Annotated in this window: 26 protein-coding genes and 1 pseudogene; 15 read left to right on the top strand and 12 right to left on the bottom strand. The window is 68.9% G+C overall.

Going from position 1 to position 23,009, the window contains the following annotated elements; genetic code table 11:
- The 6 genes and pseudogenes from VE172_RS19455 to VE172_RS19425 all read left to right on the top strand — a co-directional run.
- Positions 1 to 505: ABC transporter permease (locus tag VE172_RS19455; RefSeq protein ID WP_324803630.1), on the top strand; the 505-nt coding region annotated here is incomplete at its 5' end.
- A complete protein-coding gene (locus tag VE172_RS19450) occupies positions 498 to 1,694 on the top strand; it encodes a betaine/proline/choline family ABC transporter ATP-binding protein (protein WP_324803629.1) in 1,197 nt (398 codons plus the stop codon). The genes VE172_RS19455 and VE172_RS19450, both read left to right, overlap by 8 nt.
- Positions 1,691 to 2,470: an ABC transporter permease gene (locus VE172_RS19445; RefSeq protein WP_324803628.1), complete on the top strand. Its 780-nt coding sequence runs from the start codon at positions 1,691 to 1,693 to the stop codon at positions 2,468 to 2,470. The genes VE172_RS19450 and VE172_RS19445 overlap by 4 nt, the downstream gene beginning before the upstream one ends.
- A gap of 3 nt (positions 2,471 to 2,473) precedes the next feature.
- Positions 2,474 to 3,493, top strand: coding sequence for a glycine betaine ABC transporter substrate-binding protein (locus VE172_RS19440; protein ID WP_324803627.1), 1,020 nt, complete (start codon positions 2,474 to 2,476; stop codon positions 3,491 to 3,493).
- 69 nt (positions 3,494 to 3,562) lie between these two features.
- A pseudogene (locus VE172_RS19430) lies at positions 3,563 to 5,038 on the top strand (sensor histidine kinase).
- 167 nt (positions 5,039 to 5,205) lie between these two features.
- Positions 5,206 to 5,970: a restriction endonuclease gene (locus VE172_RS19425; RefSeq protein WP_324803626.1), complete on the top strand. Its 765-nt coding sequence runs from the start codon at positions 5,206 to 5,208 to the stop codon at positions 5,968 to 5,970.
- On the opposite strand, the gene VE172_RS19420 is transcribed toward VE172_RS19425, so the two are convergent.
- Genes VE172_RS19420 through VE172_RS19390 form a run of 7 tightly spaced genes read right to left on the bottom strand, consistent with a single transcriptional unit; the run spans position 5,962 to position 12,406 of the window.
- The gene (locus tag VE172_RS19420; protein ID WP_324803625.1) at positions 5,962 to 6,630 is read right to left on the bottom strand and encodes a lysoplasmalogenase; all 669 of its coding nucleotides are present in this window, start codon (positions 6,628 to 6,630) and stop codon (positions 5,962 to 5,964) included. The two genes, VE172_RS19425 and VE172_RS19420, sit on opposite strands and share 9 nt — an antisense overlap.
- Positions 6,627 to 7,511, bottom strand: coding sequence for a sterol desaturase family protein (locus VE172_RS19415; RefSeq protein WP_324803624.1), 885 nt, complete (start codon positions 7,509 to 7,511; stop codon positions 6,627 to 6,629). Before VE172_RS19415 ends, VE172_RS19420 begins: the two co-directional genes overlap by 4 nt.
- A gap of 33 nt (positions 7,512 to 7,544) precedes the next feature.
- Positions 7,545 to 8,150, bottom strand: a complete 606-nt coding sequence (locus tag VE172_RS19410; RefSeq protein ID WP_324803623.1) for a histidine phosphatase family protein — start codon at positions 8,148 to 8,150, stop codon at positions 7,545 to 7,547.
- A 41-nt stretch (positions 8,151 to 8,191) separates the two neighbouring features.
- Positions 8,192 to 9,157 carry an L-histidine N(alpha)-methyltransferase gene (gene egtD, locus VE172_RS19405; protein ID WP_324803622.1) on the bottom strand — a complete coding sequence of 322 codons (966 nt, stop codon included), beginning with the start codon at positions 9,155 to 9,157 and terminating at the stop codon, positions 8,192 to 8,194.
- On the bottom strand, positions 9,154 to 9,897 hold the full coding sequence (gene egtC, locus VE172_RS19400) for an ergothioneine biosynthesis protein EgtC (RefSeq protein ID WP_324803621.1): 744 nt from the start codon (positions 9,895 to 9,897) through the stop codon (positions 9,154 to 9,156). The genes egtD and egtC overlap by 4 nt, the downstream gene beginning before the upstream one ends.
- Entirely contained in the window at positions 9,897 to 11,207 is a 1,311-nt protein-coding gene (gene egtB, locus VE172_RS19395) for an ergothioneine biosynthesis protein EgtB (RefSeq protein WP_324803620.1), read from the bottom strand. The genes egtC and egtB overlap by 1 nt, the downstream gene beginning before the upstream one ends.
- Positions 11,204 to 12,406, bottom strand: coding sequence for a glutamate-cysteine ligase family protein (locus tag VE172_RS19390; protein WP_324803619.1), 1,203 nt, complete (start codon positions 12,404 to 12,406; stop codon positions 11,204 to 11,206). The genes egtB and VE172_RS19390 overlap by 4 nt, the downstream gene beginning before the upstream one ends.
- A 412-nt stretch (positions 12,407 to 12,818) precedes the next feature.
- On the opposite strand from VE172_RS19390, the gene VE172_RS19385 reads away from it, so the two are divergent.
- Genes VE172_RS19385 through VE172_RS19370 form a run of 4 tightly spaced genes read left to right on the top strand, consistent with a single transcriptional unit; the run spans position 12,819 to position 16,066 of the window.
- On the top strand, positions 12,819 to 14,462 hold the full coding sequence (locus tag VE172_RS19385; RefSeq protein ID WP_324803618.1) for a nitrite/sulfite reductase: 1,644 nt from the start codon (positions 12,819 to 12,821) through the stop codon (positions 14,460 to 14,462).
- Positions 14,459 to 14,605, top strand: coding sequence for an eL43 family ribosomal protein (locus VE172_RS19380; RefSeq protein ID WP_324803617.1), 147 nt, complete (start codon positions 14,459 to 14,461; stop codon positions 14,603 to 14,605). Before VE172_RS19385 ends, VE172_RS19380 begins: the two co-directional genes overlap by 4 nt.
- Entirely contained in the window at positions 14,595 to 15,290 is a 696-nt protein-coding gene (locus VE172_RS19375) for a phosphoadenylyl-sulfate reductase (RefSeq protein ID WP_324803616.1), read from the top strand. The genes VE172_RS19380 and VE172_RS19375 overlap by 11 nt, the downstream gene beginning before the upstream one ends.
- Positions 15,272 to 16,066, top strand: a complete 795-nt coding sequence (locus VE172_RS19370) for a sirohydrochlorin chelatase (protein WP_324803615.1) — start codon at positions 15,272 to 15,274, stop codon at positions 16,064 to 16,066. Before VE172_RS19375 ends, VE172_RS19370 begins: the two co-directional genes overlap by 19 nt.
- Here the strand turns inward: VE172_RS19370 and VE172_RS19365 are convergent.
- A complete protein-coding gene (locus VE172_RS19365; protein WP_324803614.1) occupies positions 15,952 to 16,356 on the bottom strand; it encodes a hypothetical protein in 405 nt (134 codons plus the stop codon). The genes VE172_RS19370 and VE172_RS19365 overlap by 115 nt on opposite strands.
- Before the next feature lie 34 nt (positions 16,357 to 16,390).
- Between VE172_RS19365 and VE172_RS19360 the strand changes: the two genes are divergently transcribed.
- On the top strand, positions 16,391 to 17,314 hold the full coding sequence (locus tag VE172_RS19360) for a diacylglycerol/lipid kinase family protein (protein WP_324803613.1): 924 nt from the start codon (positions 16,391 to 16,393) through the stop codon (positions 17,312 to 17,314).
- Between the two features lie 276 nt (positions 17,315 to 17,590).
- Positions 17,591 to 17,851: a WhiB family transcriptional regulator gene (locus VE172_RS19355; protein WP_324803612.1), complete on the top strand. Its 261-nt coding sequence runs from the start codon at positions 17,591 to 17,593 to the stop codon at positions 17,849 to 17,851.
- Between the two features lie 113 nt (positions 17,852 to 17,964).
- Here VE172_RS19355 and VE172_RS19350 read toward each other — a convergent pair whose 3' ends face one another.
- Together VE172_RS19350 and sodN are read right to left on the bottom strand one after the other, a co-directional pair.
- Positions 17,965 to 18,366, bottom strand: a complete 402-nt coding sequence (locus VE172_RS19350) for an anti-sigma regulatory factor (protein WP_324803611.1) — start codon at positions 18,364 to 18,366, stop codon at positions 17,965 to 17,967.
- A gap of 68 nt (positions 18,367 to 18,434) precedes the next feature.
- On the bottom strand, positions 18,435 to 18,854 hold the full coding sequence (sodN, locus tag VE172_RS19345; protein ID WP_349258462.1) for a superoxide dismutase, Ni: 420 nt from the start codon (positions 18,852 to 18,854) through the stop codon (positions 18,435 to 18,437).
- A 191-nt stretch (positions 18,855 to 19,045) separates the two neighbouring features.
- Here sodN and VE172_RS19340 point away from each other — a divergent pair, with 191 nt between their 5' ends.
- Positions 19,046 to 20,197 carry an NAD(P)-dependent malic enzyme gene (locus VE172_RS19340; protein WP_324803610.1) on the top strand — a complete coding sequence of 384 codons (1,152 nt, stop codon included), beginning with the start codon at positions 19,046 to 19,048 and terminating at the stop codon, positions 20,195 to 20,197.
- Here the strand turns inward: VE172_RS19340 and VE172_RS19335 are convergent.
- Both VE172_RS19335 and VE172_RS19330 read right to left on the bottom strand, forming a co-directional pair.
- On the bottom strand, positions 20,178 to 20,828 hold the full coding sequence (locus tag VE172_RS19335; protein WP_324803609.1) for an RICIN domain-containing protein: 651 nt from the start codon (positions 20,826 to 20,828) through the stop codon (positions 20,178 to 20,180). The two genes, VE172_RS19340 and VE172_RS19335, sit on opposite strands and share 20 nt — an antisense overlap.
- A gap of 63 nt (positions 20,829 to 20,891) precedes the next feature.
- Positions 20,892 to 21,758 (bottom strand): RICIN domain-containing protein, encoded by an 867-nt coding sequence (locus tag VE172_RS19330; protein ID WP_324803608.1) that lies wholly within the window; start codon positions 21,756 to 21,758, stop codon positions 20,892 to 20,894.
- A gap of 380 nt (positions 21,759 to 22,138) precedes the next feature.
- On the opposite strand from VE172_RS19330, the gene VE172_RS19325 reads away from it, so the two are divergent.
- Complete coding sequence (locus VE172_RS19325; RefSeq protein WP_324803607.1) at positions 22,139 to 22,396, top strand: hypothetical protein; 258 nt, start codon at positions 22,139 to 22,141, stop codon at positions 22,394 to 22,396.
- Positions 22,397 to 22,431: 35 nt separating this feature from the next.
- The coding region (locus tag VE172_RS19320; protein ID WP_324803606.1) for an alcohol dehydrogenase catalytic domain-containing protein at positions 22,432 to 23,009 on the top strand (578 nt) is incomplete at its 3' end.

Here is a 23,009-nt window from a genome sequence, read left to right as displayed (position 1 = left end):
GGCGTCCGGTATGCCCACCGGAACCGCCTCCGTGATCTTCACGATCCCGTCCCTGGCGTTGTTCGGCCTCATGATCCCGTTGTTCGGTCTCGGCGTGACCCCCTCGGTGGTCGCCCTGACGCTGTACTCGATGCTGCCGATCGTCCGTAACGCGATCGTCGGCCTGCAGGGCGTCGACAAGAACATGGTGGATGCCGCGCGCGGCATGGGGATGAGCCGCCTGGCCATCCTGTTCCGCGTCGAGCTGCCGCTGGCCTGGCCGGTGGTGCTGACCGGGATCCGGGTGTCGACCCAGCTCGCCGTCGGCGTGGGTGCCATCGCCGCCTACGCGTCCGGTCCCGGACTCGGTGAGCAGATCTTCTCCGGCCTGGCACGACTGGGGGGCGCCAACGCGCTCAACCAGGTGCTCGCCGGAACCGTCGGCATCATCGTGCTCGCCCTGATCTTCGACGGCGTGTATGTACTCATTGGACGACTCACAACTTCAAGGGGCCTTCGTGTCTGACACCAATTCCAACGGCGGCTCGGGTAACGGGAGTGGCGCGCAGATCGAGCTGCGCAACGTCACCAAGCGTTACGCGGGCCAGAAGATCGCCGCTGTCGACAATGTCAACCTGACGATTCCCGCCGGTGAGATCGTCATGTTCGTCGGCCCGTCCGGCTGCGGCAAGACCACCACCATGCGCATGATCAACCGCCTGATCGAGCCCACCGACGGCGAGATCCTCATCGGCGGCGAGGACGTGCGCAAAAAGGACCCCAACGAGTTGCGGCGCCACATCGGCTATGTGATCCAGGCCGGCGGCCTGTTCCCGCACATGACGGTGGCCGACAACATCGCGCTGGTCCCGAAGATGTTGGGCTGGACCGCGTCCAAGATCGCCGAGCGGGTCCGGGAGATGCTGGCACTGGTGGGCCTGGAGCCCGGCCAGTTCGCCAACCGCTACCCCCGCCAGCTGTCCGGCGGCCAGCAGCAGCGCGTCGGCGTGGCCCGCGCGCTGGCGGCCGACCCGCCGGTGCTGCTGATGGACGAGCCGTTCGGCGCGGTGGACCCGATCACCCGGGCCCACCTCCAGGACGAGCTCTTGTCCCTTCAGGACGAGCTGAGCAAGACCATCGTCTTCGTCACCCACGACTTCGACGAGGCCGTCAAGCTCGGTGACCGGATCGTCATCCTGGCCGAGGGCTCCAAGATCGTCCAGTACGACGAGCCCGGCGCGATCCTCGCCAACCCCGCCGACGACTTCGTGCGCGGGTTCATCGGCGAGGGCGGCGCCATGAAGCTGCTCAACGTGACCCGGCTGGCCGACATCGAACTGGCCAATGTGGCCAGCGCCGGGCCCGGCGACACCGCCGCGCAGGTGCTGGAGAAGGTCAACAACTCCGAGGTGCCGTGGGCGGTGGTGCTGGACGACTCCAAGCGCCCGGTCCGCTGGATCACCGCGGAGACCCTGGCCGAGATCGACGGCCCGATCGGCGACCACTCCAACGCCGACAACGGCGACCACAACGCGCAGATCACCATCAGCGGACGCTCCACGGTCCAGGAGGCCCTCGAGGCGCTGCTGAAGGCCGACCAGAACGTGGTCCCGGTGACGGTGCGCCGCCGCTACGTCGGCTCGGTGACCCTCAACGTGGTGCAAAACGCCATCAACCAGTTGCGCGACAAGGCCAAGGCTGGTGGGCGCAAATGAGTACGCTCGCCGAACAAGAACTCCAGGCGACCGGCGCGGCTCCGTCCGAGGCCGACCGCAAGGTCTGGGCGCTGCTGAGCGCCCCGGCCGTCATCCTGGTCGGCGCGCTGGGCCTGTTCGTCTATCTCAGTAACGCCACCATCGACGACTCGATGAAGGCCACCCTCAACGGTCAGGTGATCGCCACCCAGATCCGCGAGCACCTGGTGCTGTCGGCGGTGTCGACGGTGATCGTGCTGTGCATCGCCGTGCCGCTGGGCATCGCGTTGTCCCGCAAGGGAGCCAAGGTCGCCACCCCGATCGTGCTGGCCCTGGCCAACATCGGACAGGGCGCGCCCGCCATCGGCATCATCGCGCTGTTGGCGGTGTGGCTGGGCATCGGCTTTTGGGTCGCCATCCTGGCCATGTCCGTCTACAGCATCCTTCCGGCGCTGCGCAACACGCTGGTCGGACTGGAGCAGGTGGACCCGGCCCTGGTCGACGCCGGACGCGGGATCGGCATGTCCGCGCCCGCGGTTTTGTTCAAAGTGGAGCTTCCGTTGGCGGTCCCGGTGATCCTGGCCGGAATCCGCACCACGCTGGTGCTCAATGTGGGCATGGCCGCGCTGGCCGCCTTCATCGGGGCCGGCGGCCTGGGCAACATGGTCGTCACCGGCGTCAAGCTGTTCCAGATCCCGGTGCTGGTCACCGGCAGCATCCTCATCGCCATGCTGGCGCTGGCGGTCGACTGGGTGGCGGCCATCGCCGAGCGATTCCTGCATCCGAAGGGAGTGTGACGCGTGATCCGCAAGATCAAGCTGGCGATCGCCACGGTTGCCGTGGCGGCGGTCGGGGCGGCGACCCTGACGGGTTGCGGCCTGGAGGCCGCCTCGCAGGCCGTCCCGGACGTCAAGCCCGGCTCCAAGCTCGCCGACTTCGACTCCCTCAAGGGCGCGAAGATCGTCACGACCTCAAAGGACTTCACCGAGCAGCTGGTGCTGGGCAAGATGCTGTCGCTGGTGCTGAAGGCCAAGGGCGCCAACGTCAGTGACCAGACCAACGCCAAGGGCAGTGCCAACGCCCGCCAGGCCATGACCAGCGGCGCCGCCGACATCATGTGGGAGTACACCGGAACGGGCTGGGTGACCTACCTGGCGCACTCGCCGGACCCCAAGACCGGCAAGGCCGCGGGCGTGGAGATCGGCGACCAGCACGCGGTGTGGGCCGCCGTCAAGAAGGAGGACCTGGAGAAGAACGGCATCTTCTGGGGCAAGCCCGCGCCGTTCAACAACACCTACGCCATGGCGGTGAAGGAGTCCGACTCCAAGAAGCTCGGCCTGACCAAGCTGTCGCAGATCTCCAAGTTGCCCAAGGACAAGCAGACCTTCTGCCTGGAGAACGAGTTCCAGACCCGTCCCGACGGCTGGCCCGGCATGCAAAGCGCCTACGGCATCAAGAACGCCAAGGCGACCATCATGGACACCGGGATCATCTACAACGAGATCGGCGGCAGTAACTGCCTCTTGGGTGAGGTCTTCGACACCGACGGGCGGATCCCGGCCAAGCACCTGACCACGTTGAAGGACGACAAGCACTACTTCCCGATCTACAACCCGGCGATCAACATCCGCCAGGAGATCAACAAGAAGTATCCGCAGATCGCCGACATGTTCGACAAGATCGGCCAGGACCTGTCCACCGAGACGATGCGCGCGCTCAACGAGCGCGTCGACGTCGGCGGCGAGGACCCGACCAAGGTGGCCAAGGACTGGCTCACCAAGAACGGGTACCTGAAGCCCGACAACAAGGTCGTCGGTTAGGCACACACGTTCCCGCCGGGGCCCCGCCGAAAGGCGGGGCCCCGGCTTCGTGCTGGCTAGGGTGGGGCGATGTCAACCCTGCAAGATCTCATCGCCGTGCACACGGATCTGTCGGCCAACACCAGCGAGCACCTGCACCGGCTGGCCGCCGAGTGGCAGCTGCTGGCCGACCTGTCCTTCGCCGACCTGCTGCTGTGGGCACCGGTGCGCGACGGCTCGGGTTACATCTGCCTGGCCCAGGTGCGGCCCACGACGGGGCCCACCGCGTACGACGACGACCAGGTGGGGCGGATCATCAGCGGCACCGAGGCCGAGCACCTGCACGTCTCCTTCACCGAGGGACGGATCTTCCGCTAGGGCGACCCGGTGTGGCACGGCGAGACCCCGGCCCGCCACGAGGCGGTGCCGGTGCGGCGCCGCGACCGCCAACAGGTGGTGGCCGTGGTCGCCCGCGACACCAACCTCTCCGACACGCGCAGCCCCAGCCACCTGGAGCTCAACTACCTCAAGACCGCCGACTACCTGATCCGGATGCTCACCGACGGCGGCTACCCCCCGCCCCTGCAACCGGGCGAGCCCACCACCGCCCCCCGGGTCGGCGACGGCTTCATGCGGGTGGGCGCCGACGGTCTGGTGCGCTACGCCTCGCCCAACGCGCTGTCGGCCTACCGCAGGATGGGCGTCACCGGCGTGCTGTCGGGTGAGAACCTCGCCGAGCTCACCCGCGAACTGGTCGACGACCCCGACAAGGGCGCCGACGTGTTCCGCCGCATCGGCCAGGCCCTGGCCGGCGGCACCCCCCGCCGCAAGGAGATCGAGGCACGCGGCGCGGTCGTCCTGATGCGGGCGCTGCCGCTGCGCCCCGACGGCGAGGGCGCCGGCGCCCTGGTGCTGGTGCGCGACGTCACCGAGGTGCGCCGCCTCGACCGCGAGCTGGTCACCAAGGAGGCCACCATCCGCGAGATCCACCACCGGGTCAAGAACAACCTCCAGACCGTGGCGGCGCTGCTGCGCCTCCAGGCCCGCCGGGTCGGTGTCCCCCAGGCCCGCTCCGCCCTGGAGGAATCGGTCCGCCGCGTCACCTCGATCGCCCTGGTCCACGAGACCCTGTCGCGCTCCAGCGACGAGTCCGTGGCCTTCGACGCCATCGTCGACCAGGTGTCGTCGATGGCCGTTGAGGTGGCCGCCGCCGAGTCCAACGTCCACTTGCGACGCGAGGGCAGCTTCGGCGTCCTCCCCTCGGAGGTCGCCACCCCCCTGGTGATGGTCCTCAACGAGCTCATCCAGAACTCGGTGGAACACGCCTACCCGCCCGGCTCCTCGGGCGAGGTCGTCCTCACCGTCAACCGCGAGGGCGACCGCCTCAGCGTCACGGTGCACGACGACGGACGCGGCCTCCCCGACGGTTTCCGCATCGACGCCACCCAGCGCCTCGGCCTCCAGATCGTCCGCACCCTCGCCACGGGCGAACTGCGCGGCACCATCGAGCTGCGTAACCGCCCCTCCGGCGGCGCCGAGGCCTTCCTGGAGTTCACGATCGGTTGAGATGTCGAATCACTAGCGTCGTCTCAGCGCGATGCCTGACTTGTTCGGCGTATTCGTTGTTACGGACAAGGCTTCGTGATGATCGTTCGTTTGTCCAACTCGAACAGACATGTAAATGTAGAGTAACAGTCATTGCCCGTTTACATTCTGTATGGGAGCTTTCTTATATGGTTCCCGAAATCTCTAGCTGGCCGGACGCTGAGGCCCTGGCCTGCGAGCACATGCGAGAGCAGCTCGGCATTGACGGTGCTCGACTCACCAATCCTGGCGCGGATGGTGGCGTCGACGTGGTCTCGGCCTCGGATGTCGCGCAGGTCAAGTTCGAGAAGACGCCAACGGGGAGGCCGGCCGTCCAGCGTTTGAAGGGTGAGGCGACGGCACGGGGCGTACGCGGGCTCTTTTACAGTCTCAGCGGTTACACCTCGCATGCCCTGAAATTCGGCAACGAGACCGGCCTCGCGTTGTTTCAGTTCAATAGGGATGGTGAGGTGTCACCCGTCAATGGACTGGCTGGCCAGCTTGTTGTCGGGGCGCGGAACGCACCCGTGCGTTCGACGGAGGAGGATGGCTCGCAACGAAACGCGGCACTCAAGGTTGCTTCGTGGCCCTTTAGGAACGGGCGCTGGTACTTCTACATCGGACTGTTGTCGTGGGGAATGCTGGCGTTCGTCCCCTTCGCGCACGCCGCGATCCGGTTGCATCGCCGAAGTGTCGCCGTGTTGGCGGTCTTGTACGCAATGCTCCCGGTGGGACTGTGCGTGGGGGTGTCGTTCCTGCCGGAAACCTCGAAGAACCAGGTCGCTGAACCAGGGATGTCCATCTTGATGTGGAGCATCTTCGGGCTTGCCGCATTGGGATGTGTTGTCCTGGTGAGGATCAGGCGAGCGGTCTATCAGCGCGCGCTTGGCGACGAACTGCGGTGGTCATGGTGACCTTTCCGGAGTCATCGTGGACGTCCTGACCAGCCAGCCGTCGACGATGAGGGCCTGGGCGGCGCCGTAGGTGAGCATGACGGCGACGTCGCGGCCGGTGAACCCCAGATGGGCGACGCCCAGGCCGATCATCGCGTCGGAGATCAGGAACAGCGCCCCGCCGATGCCGACGCGGGCGCCGAGCAGGGACGCGGTGGCCGCCATGGTGACCAGCAGCAGGCTGTAGACGGCGATTGGGATGCGCAGATCGCCGAACTCCCCGCCCAGCGCCAGATTGAGGGCCGCCCACACCGCCAGGTACGCCAGCGGAATCCACAGCCTTGTCCACAGGTCCTCGCGGAGGCGGCGCAGCGCGCCCAGGCGCAGGTACGCCGCGATGAAGCACACCTGCATGGCGGCGAAGAACGCGATGCCGAGCATGAACGTGGGGGTTCCGGGGATTTGCAGGGCGATGTCGGCGATGGTCGCGAAGAACAGGCCGTTGTGGATCCACCTGGCGGTGGGGCGGGCCGTGCCGCCGACCAGGATGGTGTAGACCAACAGGTAGGGCATCAACAACGGCTTCGATATCCATTGCAGGACAAGGTTTCCGCTCGCCGTGCCGACGAGGTTCACCGCCAGTAGGGCGGCGTACCCGGCCCAGGGTGCCCAGCGCCTCACCGGGGCTTGGCCGGCGACCAGCCGGGTGGTCCGAAGATGTGACCGAGCCGGGCGCGCCAGGAGCCGGCGGCCCGCAGGTCGCGCCACAGGTCGACGTATTCGTGGAACGCCACCCGCAGCGGGTTGTAGGTGTGGATGTTCTTGGTCAGCCCGTAGGTGACCCGGGCGCCCTCGGGTTCGAAGGTGCGGAAGACGCGGTCCCAGACGATGAGGATGCCCGCGTAGTTGCGGTCGAGGTACCAGTCGTCGCTGCCGTGATGGACGCGGTGGTGGGAGGGCGTGTTCATCACCCACTCGACAGGGCGCCACATCTTGTCGACGCGTTCGGTGTGGATGAAGAACTGGTAGAACAGGCTGATCGACTGCTGGAGGAAGATCATCCACGGCGGGAAACCGATGAGCGCCAAGGGAAGCCAGAACGGCAGCGACGTCATGGGCGTCCAGGACTGCCGCAGGGCGGTCGAGAAGTTGAAGTACTGGCTGGAGTGGTGCACCACGTGGCTGGCCCACAGCACCCGGATCCGGTGGTGGGCGCGGTGGAACCAGTAGTAGGCGAGGTCGTCGGCGAGGAACAGCGCGATCCACACCCAGGGGCTGGACGGAATGTCCATGGCGAACGGCCCGAACGTCCAGGAGGGATGGTCGGTGGCGTCCAGGTGGAAGGGCGCCAGGTAGACGTACGCGGCGGCGTAGACGACGACCGTGGCGATCTTCCAGAAGAAGCCGATGACCTGGGATCCGGCGCCCATTCCCATGGAGGTGGCGGCGTCGCGGACCTCGTAGCCGCGTTCCTCGTCGTCCGGCAGGAACCGGTACGACACCGCCTCGAGCACCACGAACAGCACGAAGACGGGTATGGCGAGGGCGACGACTTCGACCATGGCGACCAGGTCCCATCGGGCATTGGGGGCGTATCACCTGGATTCTTTCCTACCGGTGGGTAATAAGTCAACCGGTGTGTGGTTCCACGCGTGGATCACCGGGTTGCCGTGCTCGTGGCCCAGCACCGACACCGACGGCGCGTCGAGCCCCAGCAGCCCGCCGCCGGAGGCGGGCAGCCCGATCCAGCGCGCGCCGATCACCCGCGAGGCGTGGCCGTGGCCGACGAACGCGACGTCGCCCTCGTCCAGCAGCGTCCGGGCCTTGTCGAGCACCCGGTCCACCCGATCCGAGACCTCCTGCGGCGACTCGCCTTCCGGGCAGCCGTCCGTCCACAGGTTCCACCGCGGATCGGTCTCGTGGATGCGGGCGGTGGTGATGCCCTCGTAGCGTCCGTAGTTCCACTCGACCAGGTCGTCGACGACCTCGGTGACGTCGAGGCCCGCCAGGCAGGCGGTGTGCCGGGCCCGCCGCGCCGGGCTGCACCACACGGCCACGAACCCGCGGCGCACCAGCAGCGGCGCCAGCTGCCGCGCCTGGGCCTCGCCGGTGTCGGTGAGACGCAGGTCGGTGAAGGACGTATGGCGACCCGTCGCGCTCCATTCGGTTTGGGCGTGCCGCACCAAGACGATTTCTCCCATGGATGCGAGTCAACCACGGATCGGCGCGGCGGTTTCTCCAATCACACCGCCTGGGCCAGGGTGAGGCTGAACAGACCCCGCGGATCGGTCCACCAGCCGCGGGGCGCGAAGCCCGCCGCGGCGAGTTCGCCGGTGATGCCGTCGCGGCGGAACTTCGCCGACACCTCGGTGCGCAGCTCCTCCCCGGCGGCGAAGTCCACCGTCAGGCCGGGATCGGGGATGGTGACCCGCATGGGCCGCATCGCCCGCAGCCGCATCTCGATCCACTCGTTGTCGGCGTCCCACGCCGCGACGTGCATGAACGCATCGCCCGCGAAGTCGGCGCCGAGCCGCCGGTTGAGCACCCGCAGCACGTTGCGGTTGAAGCGGGCGGTGACTCCGCGAGCGTCGTCGTAGGCGGGCACCAGAATGGACGGATCCTTCACCAGGTCGGCGCCCAACAGCAGCCACTCGCCGGGGTTCAGCCGCAGCCGGACGTCGGCCAGGAACGCCGCCCGCGCGCCGGGAAGCAGGTTGCCGATGGTGCCGCCCAGGAAGGCGATCAGGCGGTCGCCGCCCGGAGGCAGGTACCGCAGGTGGCGGGTGAAGTCGCCGACGATGCCGCCGATGGCCAGCCGGGGATATTCGCTCTGCAGGCGCTCGCTGGCCTGGGCCAGGGCCGCGCCCGACACGTCGAAACCGACGTATCCGGCCAGGGCCCCGCGGTCGGCGAGCGCGTCCAGCAGCAGCCGCGTCTTGTCGGAGGCGCCCGAGCCCAGCTCGATCAGGGTCTTGGCGCCGGTGAGCGCGGCGATGTCGTCCGCGTGCGCCTTCAGGGCGGCGCGCTCGGCCCGAAAGGGGTAGTACTCCTCGAGGGTGGTGATCTCCTCGTACAGCTGGCTGCCGACGTCGTCGTAGAACCATTTGGGGGGCAGCCATTTCGGCGTCGCGGTGAGTCCGGTGAGGACGTCCAGGCGCAGCGCCGCGTCCCGATCGGCGTCGGCGAGGTGGCTTTCGATGTCGATCATGATGTCTCCAGCGGACGGATGTCGATGCGGTGGCGGTCGGCGAGAACCAGTTGGCGGTCGCCGATGGACCGCCAGGCGGGGCTGGCGTCGAGCGGCTCGGAGGCGACCGTGACGCCGCCATCGGTGTGCCGCACCGACAGGGCGTGCCACCAGGTGGTCGCGATGATCCGCTCGCCGTCGGTGAGCAGGACGTTGAGCCGGGAATCCGGTGCGGCGGCGGCGATGTCGGTGACGCAGGAGCGCACCGCCTCGGCGGGATCGTCCAAGGTGTCCAGACGGTGCCGCAGCAGCGCCCACACGAACGCGGCGTCGCACTGGGCGTCCAGCGTCAGCAGCGTCGCCGTCGGCAGGGCGGCGGCCAGTCGGGCGACGGTGCCAGGCCAGCCGCCGACGCGACCGTTGAGGCTGCACAGCCAGGTGCCGTCGGTGAACGGGGCGCACGCGGTGTCGACGGCGGCCATGCCCTGGCTCGCCGAGCGGATCGCCGCCAGGATCGCGGGGGAGGAGATGGTCTCGGCGATAGCGGGCAGGTCCGCGTCGTTCCACAGCGGAATCGCGCGGCGATAACGCAGCGCGCGTCGCCCGACGTACCAGCCGACGCCGAAGCCGTCGACGTTGATGGTGCCGCCCTGCCGCATGTCCTCCGGCGCCCACGCCTGGTGGGACAGCGAGTGGGGCGGCTCGAACAACAGGCGCGACAGGGGAATCGGATCGCCCACGTGGGCGACGTGTCGGCACATCAGGCCACCTCCGCGTCCGCGGGCGTTCGGGCGCAACGGAAGCCCGCGAAGATCTGGCGTCGGATCGGGAGGTCCCAGTTGCGGAAGGTGCCGCGGCAGGCCACGGGGTCGGTGCCGAAGGAGCCGCCGCGCAGGACCTTGTAGCCCCGGTCGAAGAACACCTCCGAGTACTCGCGGTACGGGAACGCCGCGAAGCCCGGGTACCCCGAGAAGTCGGTGTCCGTCCATTCCCACACGTCGCCGACCAGCTGGTGCACTCCGAGGGCCGAGGCGCCGTCGGGGTAGGCGCCCACCGGTGCCGGGGCCAGGTGGCGCTGGCCCAGGTTGGCGTGGCGCGCGTCGGGATCGGTGTCGCCCCAGGGGAAGCGGCGGGACCGTCCGGTCGCGGGATCGTGGCGGGCGGCCTTCTCCCACTCGGCCTCGGTGGGCAGCCGCTTGCCCGCCCAGGCCGCGTAGGCGGCGGCCTCGTGCCAGCAGACGTGCACCACGGGTTCGTCCGGATCGATCGGTTCGGCGTGACCGAACCTGACGTACCACCAGCCGTCCGGTTCGCGGCGCCAATGCATCGGCGCGGCGAGATCGGCGGCGCGGCGGTGCTTCCAGCCCTCGGCGCTCCACCACCGCGGGTCGTCGTAGCCTCCCTCGTCGACGAAGCGCAGGTACTGCCCGTTGGTGACCGGGGCCGCGTCGATGCAGAACGCGGCGACGTCCACGGCGTGGGCGGGGCGTTCGTTGTCAAGCGCCCAGGGCTCGGTGGAGGTGCCCATGGTGAAGGGCCCGCCCGGCACCAACACCTCCCCGGCCACCACCGCCCGCGCGCCCGGGGGCGGCGGCGCGGTCAGCACCGGCTCGCCCTCGCGCAGCTGGTGGGTGGCCAGCATCGTCTCGTCGTGCTGCTGCTCGTGCTGCGCGATCATGCCGAAGGCGAAACCATCGGCCACCAGCCGATTCCCGTCGAGCCGACATCGGTCCAGGACGTCGAGCACCTTGTCGCGCACCTCGGAGGTGTAGGTGCGGGTCTCGTCGGGCGGCAGCAGGGGCAGCGCGGGACGGTCGCGGCGCGGGTTCTGAAACGCGTCGTACATCCCGTCGATGTCGGCGCGCACCGGTTCGCGCCCGCCGACGTCGCGCACCAGCCACAGCTCCTCCTGGTTGCCGATGTGCGCGTAGTCCCACACCAGTGGGGACATCAGGGGGGAGTGTTGCGCGGTCAGGTCGGTCTCGCTCACGGCGTCGGTGAGCTCGCGGGTGCGGCGCCGGGCGGCGTCCAGTGCGGTGGCTATGCGGGTGCGTAGGTCGGTGGTGTTCATTCCTTGTCCTCAGTGGTCAAAGAGGCGACGCGGGCCTCGGTGATCGTGGTTACGGTGCGCGCGGTGTCGGCCGGCAGGCCGGTGTCGCGCAGGTGATCGCAGGCCAGGGCGGCGAGGTCCGTGGCCGCCCGGGAGATCCTGGAGTCGGCCCCGCCGTGGCGCGCCGCCTCGTTCCACAGCCGACGGCTGGCGGCGCAGATCTCGCGGGCGGCGTCGATGGTCGCGTCGGTGGCCAGCAGCGCGCCGATCATCGCCACGGGCGCGAACCATTCGCCGTCGGGTTGGGTGTCGAGGTAGCGGACCTCGAGGTAGCCGCGCGGCCGCACCGGCGGGAACAGCATCGACAGGTGCAGATCCAGGTCGGCGGTGGTGGGCGGACGGGGCAGGGCCCCGGCGATCCAGTCGGCGAAGCTGACGCCGCGCGGGGTCGGCCAGGGTCGGCGCTTCGTCCGGACACACAGCACCGGCGCCCGCATGGCGTATGTCGCCCATGCCGACGCCGGATCCCCCGAGGCGGTGACCGCGGCGGTGCGGGTGGGGTCCATGCCCAGCCAGGTGCGCATGCGCGCGCACGCGCTGCCGGGCCGCCGCGAGGTCGAGAACAGCGCCAGCAGCGCGGGGCCCATGTCGTGCAGGGCGTGCCAGCGCGCGGCCACCTGGTCGGGGCGCCCGGAGTCCAGGCACACCTGGAGCCCCGCGGTCGCGCCCATCATGGACGTTCCGTGGGGGCCGTGGCGGGTGAAGGCGCGCGCCATCGCCTCGTACCGTGCGGTGCGCAGGCGTGGTGGCGAACCGCGCGGATCGAGTCCGCGATAACCGAGGGAGAGCCGCGAGGCGGCGAGCAGGCCGCGTAGCGCGGCGAGGTCCGTGTCGACCGATTGGTGGAGCCGGGTCAGGGACGAATGCGGAGCCGAGGAGATCTCGACCTGGCCGCCCGGTTCGACGGTGACGACACCGCCTTCGGGGAGCCTGGCGTGGGGACTTGCGGGATTGAGACTGGCGGGTGCGTGGGGTCCGAGGCTGTCGCGCAAGCACTCCAGTTCCACTGGAGCGTCGGCCGCACCCGCGTGGTGCACCGTGTGCTCCAGTTCGACCCCGATCAGCCGCGGTGGCCCGGTCTTGAAGCAGACCCGGGCCACGTAGTGCTCGGCTTCGTCTCTCGAGCGCAGCATGCGCCCGTTGTCGGTGGGGTGGTGCATTGGCGTAATCACCTGCCCTACACGGCGTTAATGGGAATCGTACTTTAGATCGCGCGTGTGACAAGGGGTTGTCGCGCGGATTTCACCGAGGTGCCGCCGGCGCGGCGGTGCGCGCGTGGATGCCCAGCTCGCGCGGGCCGCGGCGCGGTCGGCGAGGGCTCGGTGTGAGCTGCGCGACGGTGGCTTTTGTCGGGTGGGTGTGGCATGCTTGGGCGCATGTCCGTAGCGCTTCGTCTTCGTCTGGTGGCACGCCGCCATGTCGACTTCGGACGTACGCGCAGCGCCATCTGTCCCGTCTGATCCCGACGGCTCCTAGGCATTTCCCCATCTTTTTCGCGACACGGCCGTCGCCGTCCGTGTCGGCGCGTATTCATTCATTGAACTTTTTCTCGGGAGCATTGTGTCCTCCACGATGACGCGCGGGCGCGCCAAGGGCCAGGGTCAGTGGGCCCTCGGCCACCGCGAACCGCTGAACAAGAACGAACAATCCAAAAAGGACGACAACCCGCTCAACGTCCGATCCCGCATCGAGAACATCTACGCCGCGGGGGGTTTCGACTCCATCGACCCCGCCGACCTGCGGGGACGCTTCCGCTGGTGGGGCCTGTACACCCAGCGCAAGGCGGGCATCGACGGCGGCAAGACCGCCGTGCTGGAGCCCGAGGAGCTGGACGACCGCTTCTTCATGCTGCGCGTTCGCATGGACGGAGGCCAGCTCAACCTGGCCCAGCTGCGGGTGATCGCCGAACTGTCCAAACGCTACGGACGCGACAGCGCCGACATCACCGACCGCCAGAACATCCAGCTCCACTGGATCGAGATCGAGGACGTCCCCGAGATCTGGCGGGCGCTGGAGGGCGTCGGGTTGTCCACTCAGGAGGCGTGCGGGGATTGTCCGCGGGTCGTCCTGGGCAGTCCCGTGGCGGGGATCGCCGCCGACGAGCGCATCGACGTCACGCCGCTGATCGACGAGATCACGGCCCGCTACATCGGCGACCGCTCCTTCTCCAACCTGCCGCGCAAGTTCAAGACGGGCCTGTCGTGGCTGCCCGACCAGCCCTACGAGACCAACGACATCTCGTTCCTGGGCGCCACCCACCCCGAACACGGCGACGGCTTCGACCTGTGGGTCGGCGGCGGCCTGTCCACCAATCCCATGCTGGCCAAGCGCCTGGGCGCCTGGGTGGCACCGCATCAGGTGGCCGACGTGTGGGAGGCGGTCACCTCGGTGTTCCGCGACTACGGCTACCGGCGGCTGCGGCACCGCGCGCGGCTGAAGTTCCTCGTCAACGACTGGGGCGTGGAGAAGTTCCGCGAGGTGATGGAGACCGAGTACCTCGGCTACCACCTGGCCGACATCGCGGCGCCGCCCGTCCCCGAACGCATCATCGACCACATCGGAGTCCACCGGCAGCGCGACGGCCGCTACTACATCGGCGCCGCACCGGTGGTGGGCCGCGTCAGCGGCACCGTGCTGTCGCAGCTGGCCGACGTCGCCGAGCGCTTCGGCAGCGGGAGGGTGCGCACCACGCCGACCCAGAAGCTGCTGCTGCTCGACGTCGACTCCGCCGACGTGGACGACGCGGTGGCGGCGCTGGCCGACATCGGGCTGTCGGCGCGGCCGTCGGCGTGGCGCCGCAACACCATGGCCTGCACGGGAATCGAGTTCTGCAAGCTGGCCATTGTCGACACCAAGGACCGCTCGGCGGCCCTGATCGCCGAGCTGGAGCGCCGCGTTCCCGAGCTGGACGTCCCGATCTCGGTGCACGTCAACGGCTGCCCCAACGCCTGCGCACGCACCCAGACCGCCGACATCGGCCTGAAGGGACAGTTGGTCACCCACGAGGGCAGGCAGGTCCCCGGCTTCCAGGTCCACCTGGGCGGCGGGCTCGCCCTGCACTCGGGCTTCGGACGCAAGCTCCGCGGCCTCAAGGTGACCTCCGACGGGCTCGGCGACTACATCGTCAACCTGGCCCGCCGCTACCTGGCCGACCGCCACGACGGAGAGGCCTTCGCCGACTGGGTGCAGCGCGCCGCCGAGGAGGACCTGCGATGAGCGAGCGCGCCGTCCCGTACTTCTGCCCCTACTGCGGGGACGAGGATCTGCGTCCCCACGAGGAAGGCGGCTGGCTGTGCTCGTCATGCACCCGCGTCTTCACCGTGAAACTGCGAGGAATGGTGATCCACCATGACGACTGACCCCTTCGTCCTGCGCGACACGGCATTGCGCGCGGGACGCGAACTCGACCACGCCAGCGCCGAGCGCGTCATCGAATGGTCCCTTGAGGAGTTCGGCGAGCGCTTCTGCGTCACCTCGTCCTTCGCCGACGCCGTGCTGGTCCACCTTGTCTCCACTGTGGCTCCCGGCGTGGACGTGGTCTTCCTCGACACGGGCCTGCACTTCCCCGAGACCCTCGACGTCCGCGAGCGGGTGCGCCGCGGGCTCCCCGTCCACGTGAAGTCGGTGTCCCCCAAGCAGACCGTGGGCCGCCAGGACGGCGATTTCGGCCCCCGCCTGTGGGAGCGATCCCCCGACGAGTGCTGCCAGCTGCGCAAGGTCGCGCCCCTGGCCGAAGCCCTGGAACCCTACGACGCGTGGGCGACCGGCCTGCGCCGCGACGAGTCGCCGTCGCGCGCCGACACCCGCGTCGTCGACTTCGACGCCTCGCGCAAGAAGGTCAAGGTCGCCCCGATCGCCCGCTGGACCGCCGCCGACGTCGACGCCTACGTGGCGGCCAACGACATCCCCGTCAACGACCTGCTGAGCAACGGATACGGCTCCGTGGGCTGCTGGCCCTGCACCCGCCGCACCGCGCCGGGCGAGGACCCCCGCTCGGGCCGCTGGGCGATGTTCGAGAAGTCCGAGTGCGGGATTCACCTGTGATGCCGTCGAACCCGCCCCTGGTGCTGGTGGCGCACGGCAGCCCCGATCCGCGCTCGGCGGCCACGGTGCGACGCATCGCGGCGTCCAGTGAGGGGCTTCCCGCGTTCCTCGACTTCGACGAGCCCGCGGCGGTGCCGTCGCTCACCGACCTGGCCGACGCGGGGCATCGCGAGGTGGTGCTGGTGCCGCTGCTGTTGACGCGGGCCTTCCACGGGCGGGTGGACATCCCGAGGGTGGTCGCCGCCGCCGTGGCCGCCCGCCCGCACCTGCGGGTGCGCCTCGGCGCGCCCGTGGGGGATCCGTTGCTGCTCAGCGGCCTGGCCCGCGACCTGCCGCCCTGCGACGGCGTGGTGTTGGCGACGGCGGGGACGCGAGACGAGCGCGCCCGCGACGGCATCGAGGCGCTGGCGCGAACCCAGTCGATCCACAGCGGCATCCCGTGGATTCCCGCCTACGCGTCGGCCGCCAAACCCGATGTGGCCCAAGCGATCGCGCAACTGCGGGCCCGCGGCGCGCGCCGCGTCGCGGTCGCCTCGTACTTCATCGCCGAGGGGAAGCTGCACGATCGGGTGCGCGAGGCCGCCGATCGGGCGGGCGCTGTGGCGGTGACGCCCGTGCTGGGCGACCGCGCCGAGCTGATCGAGGTGATCGGACGGCGCCGTCACTCCACCCCGAGCGCCTCCCTCGTCGACGGCGCGATCAGGAGCACGACCATGCCCGCCCCCAGCGCCCAGGCGATCACCGCGAACTCCCACAGCCCCGCCCTGGCGAGGTAGTAGCCCAGCGGCAACAACAGCAGCTCCACGAAGATCGTGACGCCGCGCATGCCCGAGTGCCCGCGCCGCATCGACACCGTCGCGCCGCCGAGCAGCGCCGCGATGCCCAGCGCCAGCACGGCCTCGGCGATGCCCGCGCCCGTCGAGGTCTGCGCGGTGGTCACCGACAGCACCAGCAGCCAGATCGCCAGCGCCACCAGCCCGACGACCTGCGCCGCCAGGAGGATCAACGCCAGCAGCAGGGTCCAGGGACGAGTGACGGCCGACACGGCCTCAGGTGAATCGTTCACCCCGCCAATCTAGCGACCGATAACGTTGCGGCTTGTGAGAGCACTGCTGATCGTCAATCCCAAGGCGACCACCACCAGCCCGCGGGCCCGGGATCTCCTGGTGCGCGCCCTGAGCAGTGCCGTGGATCTCCAGGTGAACTACACCTCGCGGCGGGGCCACGCCACCGATCTGGCCCGCGAGGCGAGCGACACCGCGGACCTCGTGGTCACCCTGGGGGGCGACGGAACCGTCAACGAGGTGGTCAACGGGATGCTGCACGACGGCCGCCCCGCCGAGTCGGCCCCGAGGCTCGCGGTGGTGCCCGGCGGCTCCACCAACGTCTTCGCCCGCTCCCTGGGCATGCCGTCCGATTGGGTGGACGGGGCCGGCGTCATTCTGGAAGCGTTGCGCGACAATCGAATGCGTACCATTGGCCTCGGCAAAGCCAATGGTCGATATTTCACTTTTTGCGCGGGCCTGGGATTGGACGCCGCCGCGATTCGGCGAGTGGAGCGCGCGCGGGTGCGCGGCCAATCCGCCACGCCCGCGCGGTACCTGCGCGCCACCGTGGCGCAATTCTTTTCCGGCAGCGATCGCCGACACCCCATGCTGCGACTGGAAATCCCGGGCAGACCGCCCCAGACCGGGCTCAGTCTCGCCATCATCCAGAACACCACGCCGTGGACGTACCTGGGTGACCGCGGGATCAGCCCGAATCCGCGGGCGTCATTCGATACGGGCCTTGACATACTGTCGTTGCGCCACTTGAGTTTTGTAGCGACCGCACGCACCGCGACGCAGTTGTTCACCGGGAGTAGGCCACCGCGCGGTCGCCAAATCGTCGCGCACCACGATTTGGAGAAATTTCGATTGTCTTCGGCGCGACCGCAAGCTTTTCAGCTCGATGGCGACTATCTTGGTGAGAGCGATGAAGTGGAGTTGGAATCAGCGCCCGGCGCTTTGCGCGTGGTGTGCTGAACCTAGCGGAATCCGGCGGCGCGACATCGCGAGAAAACTTGCCAAAACGCCACAATGCTGGAGCCTTGCGGACTAGATTCGCATCAGGTCTCCGCGTGTCGAGCGGGAATTACCCGACAAATCCGGGCATACACCTCGTGAGGTTCCTCACGCGCCCAAGATTTTCGTAACGATCCCCTTGACATTGCGCCAGTTCGTGAAAGCATTCACAAGCGAGGTTGCTGGTATTGAGGCCCGCCAAATGACGTACCGATCCGATCAAGGAGTGTCGCACTAATGGACTGGCGCCACCACGCCATCTGCCGGGATGAGGACCCGGAGCTGTTTTTCCCTATTGGAGACAGTGGTCCCGCCCTGGTGCAGGTAGAGCAGGCCAAAGCGGTCTGCCGGCGCTGCCCCGTAACCGAAGAGTGCCTGAAATGGGCGCTGGATTCCGGCCAAGACGCCGGAATTTGGGGTGGTATGAGCGAAGACGAACGGCGCCTGCTCAAACGCCGCGGTGGACTGCGGAAGTTGACAACCACCGCGCAGGCTTGACAAGCAGGAAGCGTGCGGGGAGAAACGCACTTATCGCGATTGTCGCGGTGCGTTTCTCCCCGGTTCGTTTTCGTTACGAACAACAATTTCGTTGGTTATAGACAACCCGTCGTTCACATCGCGGCGGCGTCCGATGGACGCCTTTGCGACAAACGCACGGTCGTGACTCCGTCGCTTATCTCACTGCCGACGGAATCGGCCAGGGTGTCGAGCACCCGCCAATCAAAGGACTGCCGATCCGGCAACGGCCCGATGTCCCGGGCGCCGATCGTGATGAGCAGATCCAGGTCCGTGACGTCGAAGCGGCACTTCAGGGTCACCGCGTCCGCGCCGTCGGCCGCCGTCATCATGAGCCCCGCCGCCTCGTCCACCGCCACCCGCAGGTCCTCGATGGCGTCGAGCCCGAAGCCCAGCCGGGTGGCCAGTCCCGCCGTCGCGGTGCGCAGCACCGGCAGGAAACGCTGCTCCGCGGGCACATCCAACAGCAGCACGTCGCCGTCCACCGCATGGGTCATGGGGCGTTCTCCTCGCGGGATGAAAAGCGCGGGGCCCGATGAACTCGCACCCCGCGCCCTGATCGTTCCTAGCCCTGCTTGGTCTCCCAGAAGATCTTGGCGATCTCGTCGATCTTGCCCAGCAGCTGCTCGGCGACCGCCGGGTCGGCCGAGCCCTTGGCGCCCGAGGCACCGGCGAGCTTGGTGGCCTCGTTGACCAGCACGTGAAGCTGCGGGTACTTCTCGAAGTGAGGCGGCTTGAAGTAGTCCGTCCACAGCACCCACAGGTGGTGCTTGACCAGCTCCGAGCGCTGCTCCTTGATCAGCAGCGCGCGGGTGCGGAACTCTGGGTCCTCATTGGCCTGGTACTTCTCGCAGATCGCCTTGACCGACTCCGCCTCAATGCGCGCCTGCGCCGGGTCGTACACCCCGCACGGCAGGTCGCAGTGGGCAGAAGCGGTGGCTTGCGGGACAAACAGTCGAGATGCCAGCAGATGCGAAAGGCGCATCAAAACCTCCATGCTGTCGGCGGACGAGTCGATCTTCCTCGCCGTTGAGGCTACTACCGAGGCGGCCAGCGGCGAGGACGGACCCGACATCCCCACCGATAGACTTCCACCCACCCGTGACAGGAGACCCCTGCGGTGTTCGCCCCTCTTCGCGCGCAACGATTCGACAATGTGGAGTAACAGAGGACGTCATGACCGACGACATCGACAAGATCCTGCATGAGCACCGGGGCGGCAAGCTCCGCACCGATCTGGCCCGTCCACTCACGACCCGCGACGACCTGTCCATCGCCTACACTCCCGGCGTCGCCCAGGTGTGCCGGGCGATCGCCGCCGACGAGTCCCTGGCCGCCGACTACACCTGGACCTCCCACCTGGTCGCCGTGGTCACCGACGGCACCTCGGTGCTGGGCCTGGGCGACATCGGGCCGAAGGCCGCCATGCCCGTGATGGAGGGCAAGTGCGTCCTGTTCAAGCGCTTCGGCGGCATCGACGCGGTGCCGATCTGCCTCGACACCACCGATCCCGACGCGATCGTGGAGACGGTGCGGCGGCTGGCCCCGTCCTTCGGCGGCATCAACCTGGAGGACATCTCGGCGCCGCGCTGCTTCGACATCGAGGCGCGGCTGGAGGCCGAGCTCGACATCCCCGTGATGCACGACGACCAGCACGGCACCGCCGTGGTCGTCATGGCGGCGCTGCGCAACGCCCTGCGGCTGCGCGATCGCAAGCTCGGCGACATCCGGATCGTGGTGATGGGCGCGGGCGCGGCGGGCGTGGCGGTGACCAAGATGCTGCTGGCCGCGGGCGCCACGGACATCACCGTCACCGACTCCCGAGGCATCATCCACTCCGGACGGTCGAACCTCAACCCGGTGAAGGAGGAGCTGGCCGTCATCACCAACCCCGACAAGCGGTCCGGCGACGTCGGCGAGGCGCTGCGCGGCGCCGACGTCCTGGTGGGGCTGTCGGGGGCGCGCCTGGACGAGGCGTCCGTCGCGGCGATGAACCCGAACGCCGTGGTGTTCGCGCTGTCGAACCCCGAGCCCGAGGTCTCGCCCCGGCTCGCGGCCAAGTACGCCTCGGTGGTGGCCACCGGCCGCAGCGACATGCCGAACCAGATCAACAACGTGCTGGCCTTCCCGGGCATCTTCGCCGGGGCCCTGGCCGCGCGGTCGCGCGACATCACCCCGGCGATGAAGCTGGCGGCGGCCGACGCCATCGCCGCGTGCGTCGGCGACGACCTGTCGGCGGATTACATCGTCCCCTCGGCGCTGGACCCCCGGGTCGCCCCCGCGGTGACGGTGGCCGTGGAAGCGGCGGCTAACGCTTCTCGAGGGTGAATCTCTGACCCGAGTCTCCACAGGGGCCGGTGAGCGCCTGGGTGCCGGGGGCGTCGGCGCCGTTCATGATGCCGACGCACACGTCCTGCTGGCTGGAGAAGCTGACCTGGTATTCGCCGGAGGTCTTCTCCAGGAAGAACATCTGGCGCGGATCGTCGGCGCACGGGCTCGGCGTGAGCACGTAGCCGTGCGCGTCGGCCTTGTCGGCGCGGATGCAGTCGGTGCCCTGCGCCGGGTCGTAGGCGTTGATGCGGTAGACGCCGTTGTCGTTGGTCAGGCCCATGACGGGCTTGGCCTTGGAGCACTTGTCCTGCACCAGCACCCGCTTGGGGGTGGGGCGGTCGTTCTTGATCTCGGGGCCGATGCCCAGGCACAGCCCCGAGTGGACGGCCTTGATGTAGTACCTGCCCGACGGCGGCGGGTCGGGCACGGCGGCGGGCTTGTCGCCCCGCTGGTCGGGGGTGACAAAGGCGGCCACGGCGATGGCGACGCCGATCGCCGCCACGATCGCGCCCACCACCAGCAGCCAGCGTTGCGGGCTGCGGTGGGGCCGCTCGGGCTCGGGTCGCGACAGGTCGATGAGGGAGTCGGGGCCGCCGTGCGGCGCGGCGGGCGAATCTGTGCCTGACATAGCACCCTTGTCTCGCGTCAGTCGTGTAGGGACATATTAGTGCCGACGCGACTGGGAGCGCTTTCATGGCTTGGCGAAGCGAAAGATCTGGCCGCCCTCCTTGCCGCAGGGGTACACCAGGGTCTGCAGGCCCGGCTTCTTGCTGCCGTGGTCGTCGACGATGACGCCGAGGCACAGGTCGTCGGCGGCCTTGATGTGGAGCCGATAGCCACCGTCCGCCTTCTCCAGGGTGAACACCTGGTGGGTGTCGTCGTGGCAGTCCAGCGGCACGAAGAGGTAGTCGCGGTGGTTGTGCTCGGCGGTGACGCAGCCGTGGCCGTGGTCGGGATCGTCCATGGCGATGATGAAGCCGCCGGCCTTGTCGACCAGGGAGGTCTTCAGCTTCGTGTCGCCGCACGTGTCCTGGACGATCACCTGTTTGGTGCCGGGGTTGCCGATCTCGGGCCCCACCCCCAGGCACTGGCCCGATCCGACCGAGACGACGTCGTAGTCGCCCGACGGCGGCGTCTCGCCCGAGGGGAAGGACTCGTCGGACGTCGACTCCGACGAGGAGCCCTCAGCGCTCGAGGATTCGTCGTTGGCGCCGGAATGCTTGTCGCCCGGGTCGGCGCCCGCGGTTCCGGGGCGGTTCATCGCGTAGATGGTGACCAGAACCGCGCTCACCACGAGGATCGCGGTGATCATCCACAGTAGCCATAGGCGGGTCTGGGGGCGCCACAGGCTGCCCGCCCTCTCCTCGGCGGGCGGCGGCGGGCTCGGCGGCGCGGACATCGGGGGAGTGATGTATCCAGAGGCGAAGGGCGGGTTCGGCTTGCGGCTCGGGCTGGACGACAGGGGCAGGAACGGCGCGAGCGGCGGCGTGGACCCCTCGGGGAGGTCCGGGGCGTCGTGCGGTTCGGGCATCTGGCTCACATCTCGATCATTTCGCATGGGTCGATGTCACGTGTGATGCGGTCAGGGCCGGACAATACGACAGATCTATTCATATAGATGATTGCATGTGAGTCTTGAGTAGTGATCAAGTTGTTATACAACGGTGTCGTTGGACTCCGAGACTGGAACCACCACCCGAAAATAACCGGCCGCTGGGATGCGGCGGTATCAGTCTCCTCGGCGCGGCCGACGCCGCGTCCGTCGCCGGGTAGGACCCGAACCTTATAGGAGGGGAGCTCGGGGAATGCCCGGCGATGCCGGGGCCCGCATGAGAAGTCGCCCTTGAACGTCCGATGTGCCCGCCCGGACGGTGAGCAAGTCGACCCGTACGCCACCTACTCGAAGACGCGGGACGGCTTCTGAGGCAGCATGGGGGCATGATCGCGCGCATGTGGGAGGCCCGGGGCCTTCCCGAGTCCATCGTCGAACTGGTCGCCTGGGTCCGCGACGTCGCGGTGCCCGCCGTCGAATCCGACCCCGACCACGTCCGCAGCGACATCTACGCCGCCGCCGACCGCGTCGTGGTGATCTCCCACTGGAGCGACCACCCCCGCCACCTCCCCGAGCCGCCGACCGACCTGGTCGCCCGCGACCCGCATTCCTGGGACTTCGAGCGCGTAGCGCGAGAAGCATGAGCGCCGCGAGAGGGTCGACCGCTAGGGTCGGGCCCATGCTTTCCGTCTTCGCCACCACCACCGATCCCGAGTCCCCGCTGTCGGCTCTGTCGGTGTCGCAACGCCCCGAGCCCGAGCCCGCCGAGGGATGGACCGTTGTGGACGTTCGCGCCGCCACCCTGAACCACCACGACCTGTGGTCGCTGGCGGGGGTAGGGCTGTCGGCCGAGCAGTGCCCGATGATCCTCGGCTGCGACGCCGCGGGCGTCGACGCCGACGGCAACGAGGTGATCGTCCACTCCGTGATCGCCGACCCCGCCGCGGGCGGCGACGAGACCCTGGATCCCAAGCGCAGCCTGCTGTCCGAGCGCTTCGACGGCACCCTGGCCCAGCGGGTGGCGGTGCCGCGGCGCAACCTGATCCCGAAGCCCGCGAGCCTGAGCTTCGCCCGCGCCGCCTGTCTACCCACCGCCTACCTGACGGCCTACCGCATGCTCACCACCCGGGGCCGCCTCCCCGACGACGGCGCGGTCCTGGTGCAGGGCGCGGGCGGCGGCATGTCCACCGCCGCGATCCTGCTGGCCCGGGCGCTGGGTGCCCGCGTCTACGCCACCAGCCGCGACGCCGCGCGCCG

Origin of the sequence: Stackebrandtia sp. (assembly GCF_035643755.1) — a bacterium.
In the GTDB taxonomy this organism is placed as follows: domain Bacteria; phylum Actinomycetota; class Actinomycetes; order Mycobacteriales; family Micromonosporaceae; genus Stackebrandtia.
Note: the sequence above shows the minus strand (reverse complement) of the source record. Positions and strands in the feature narration are given on the sequence as shown.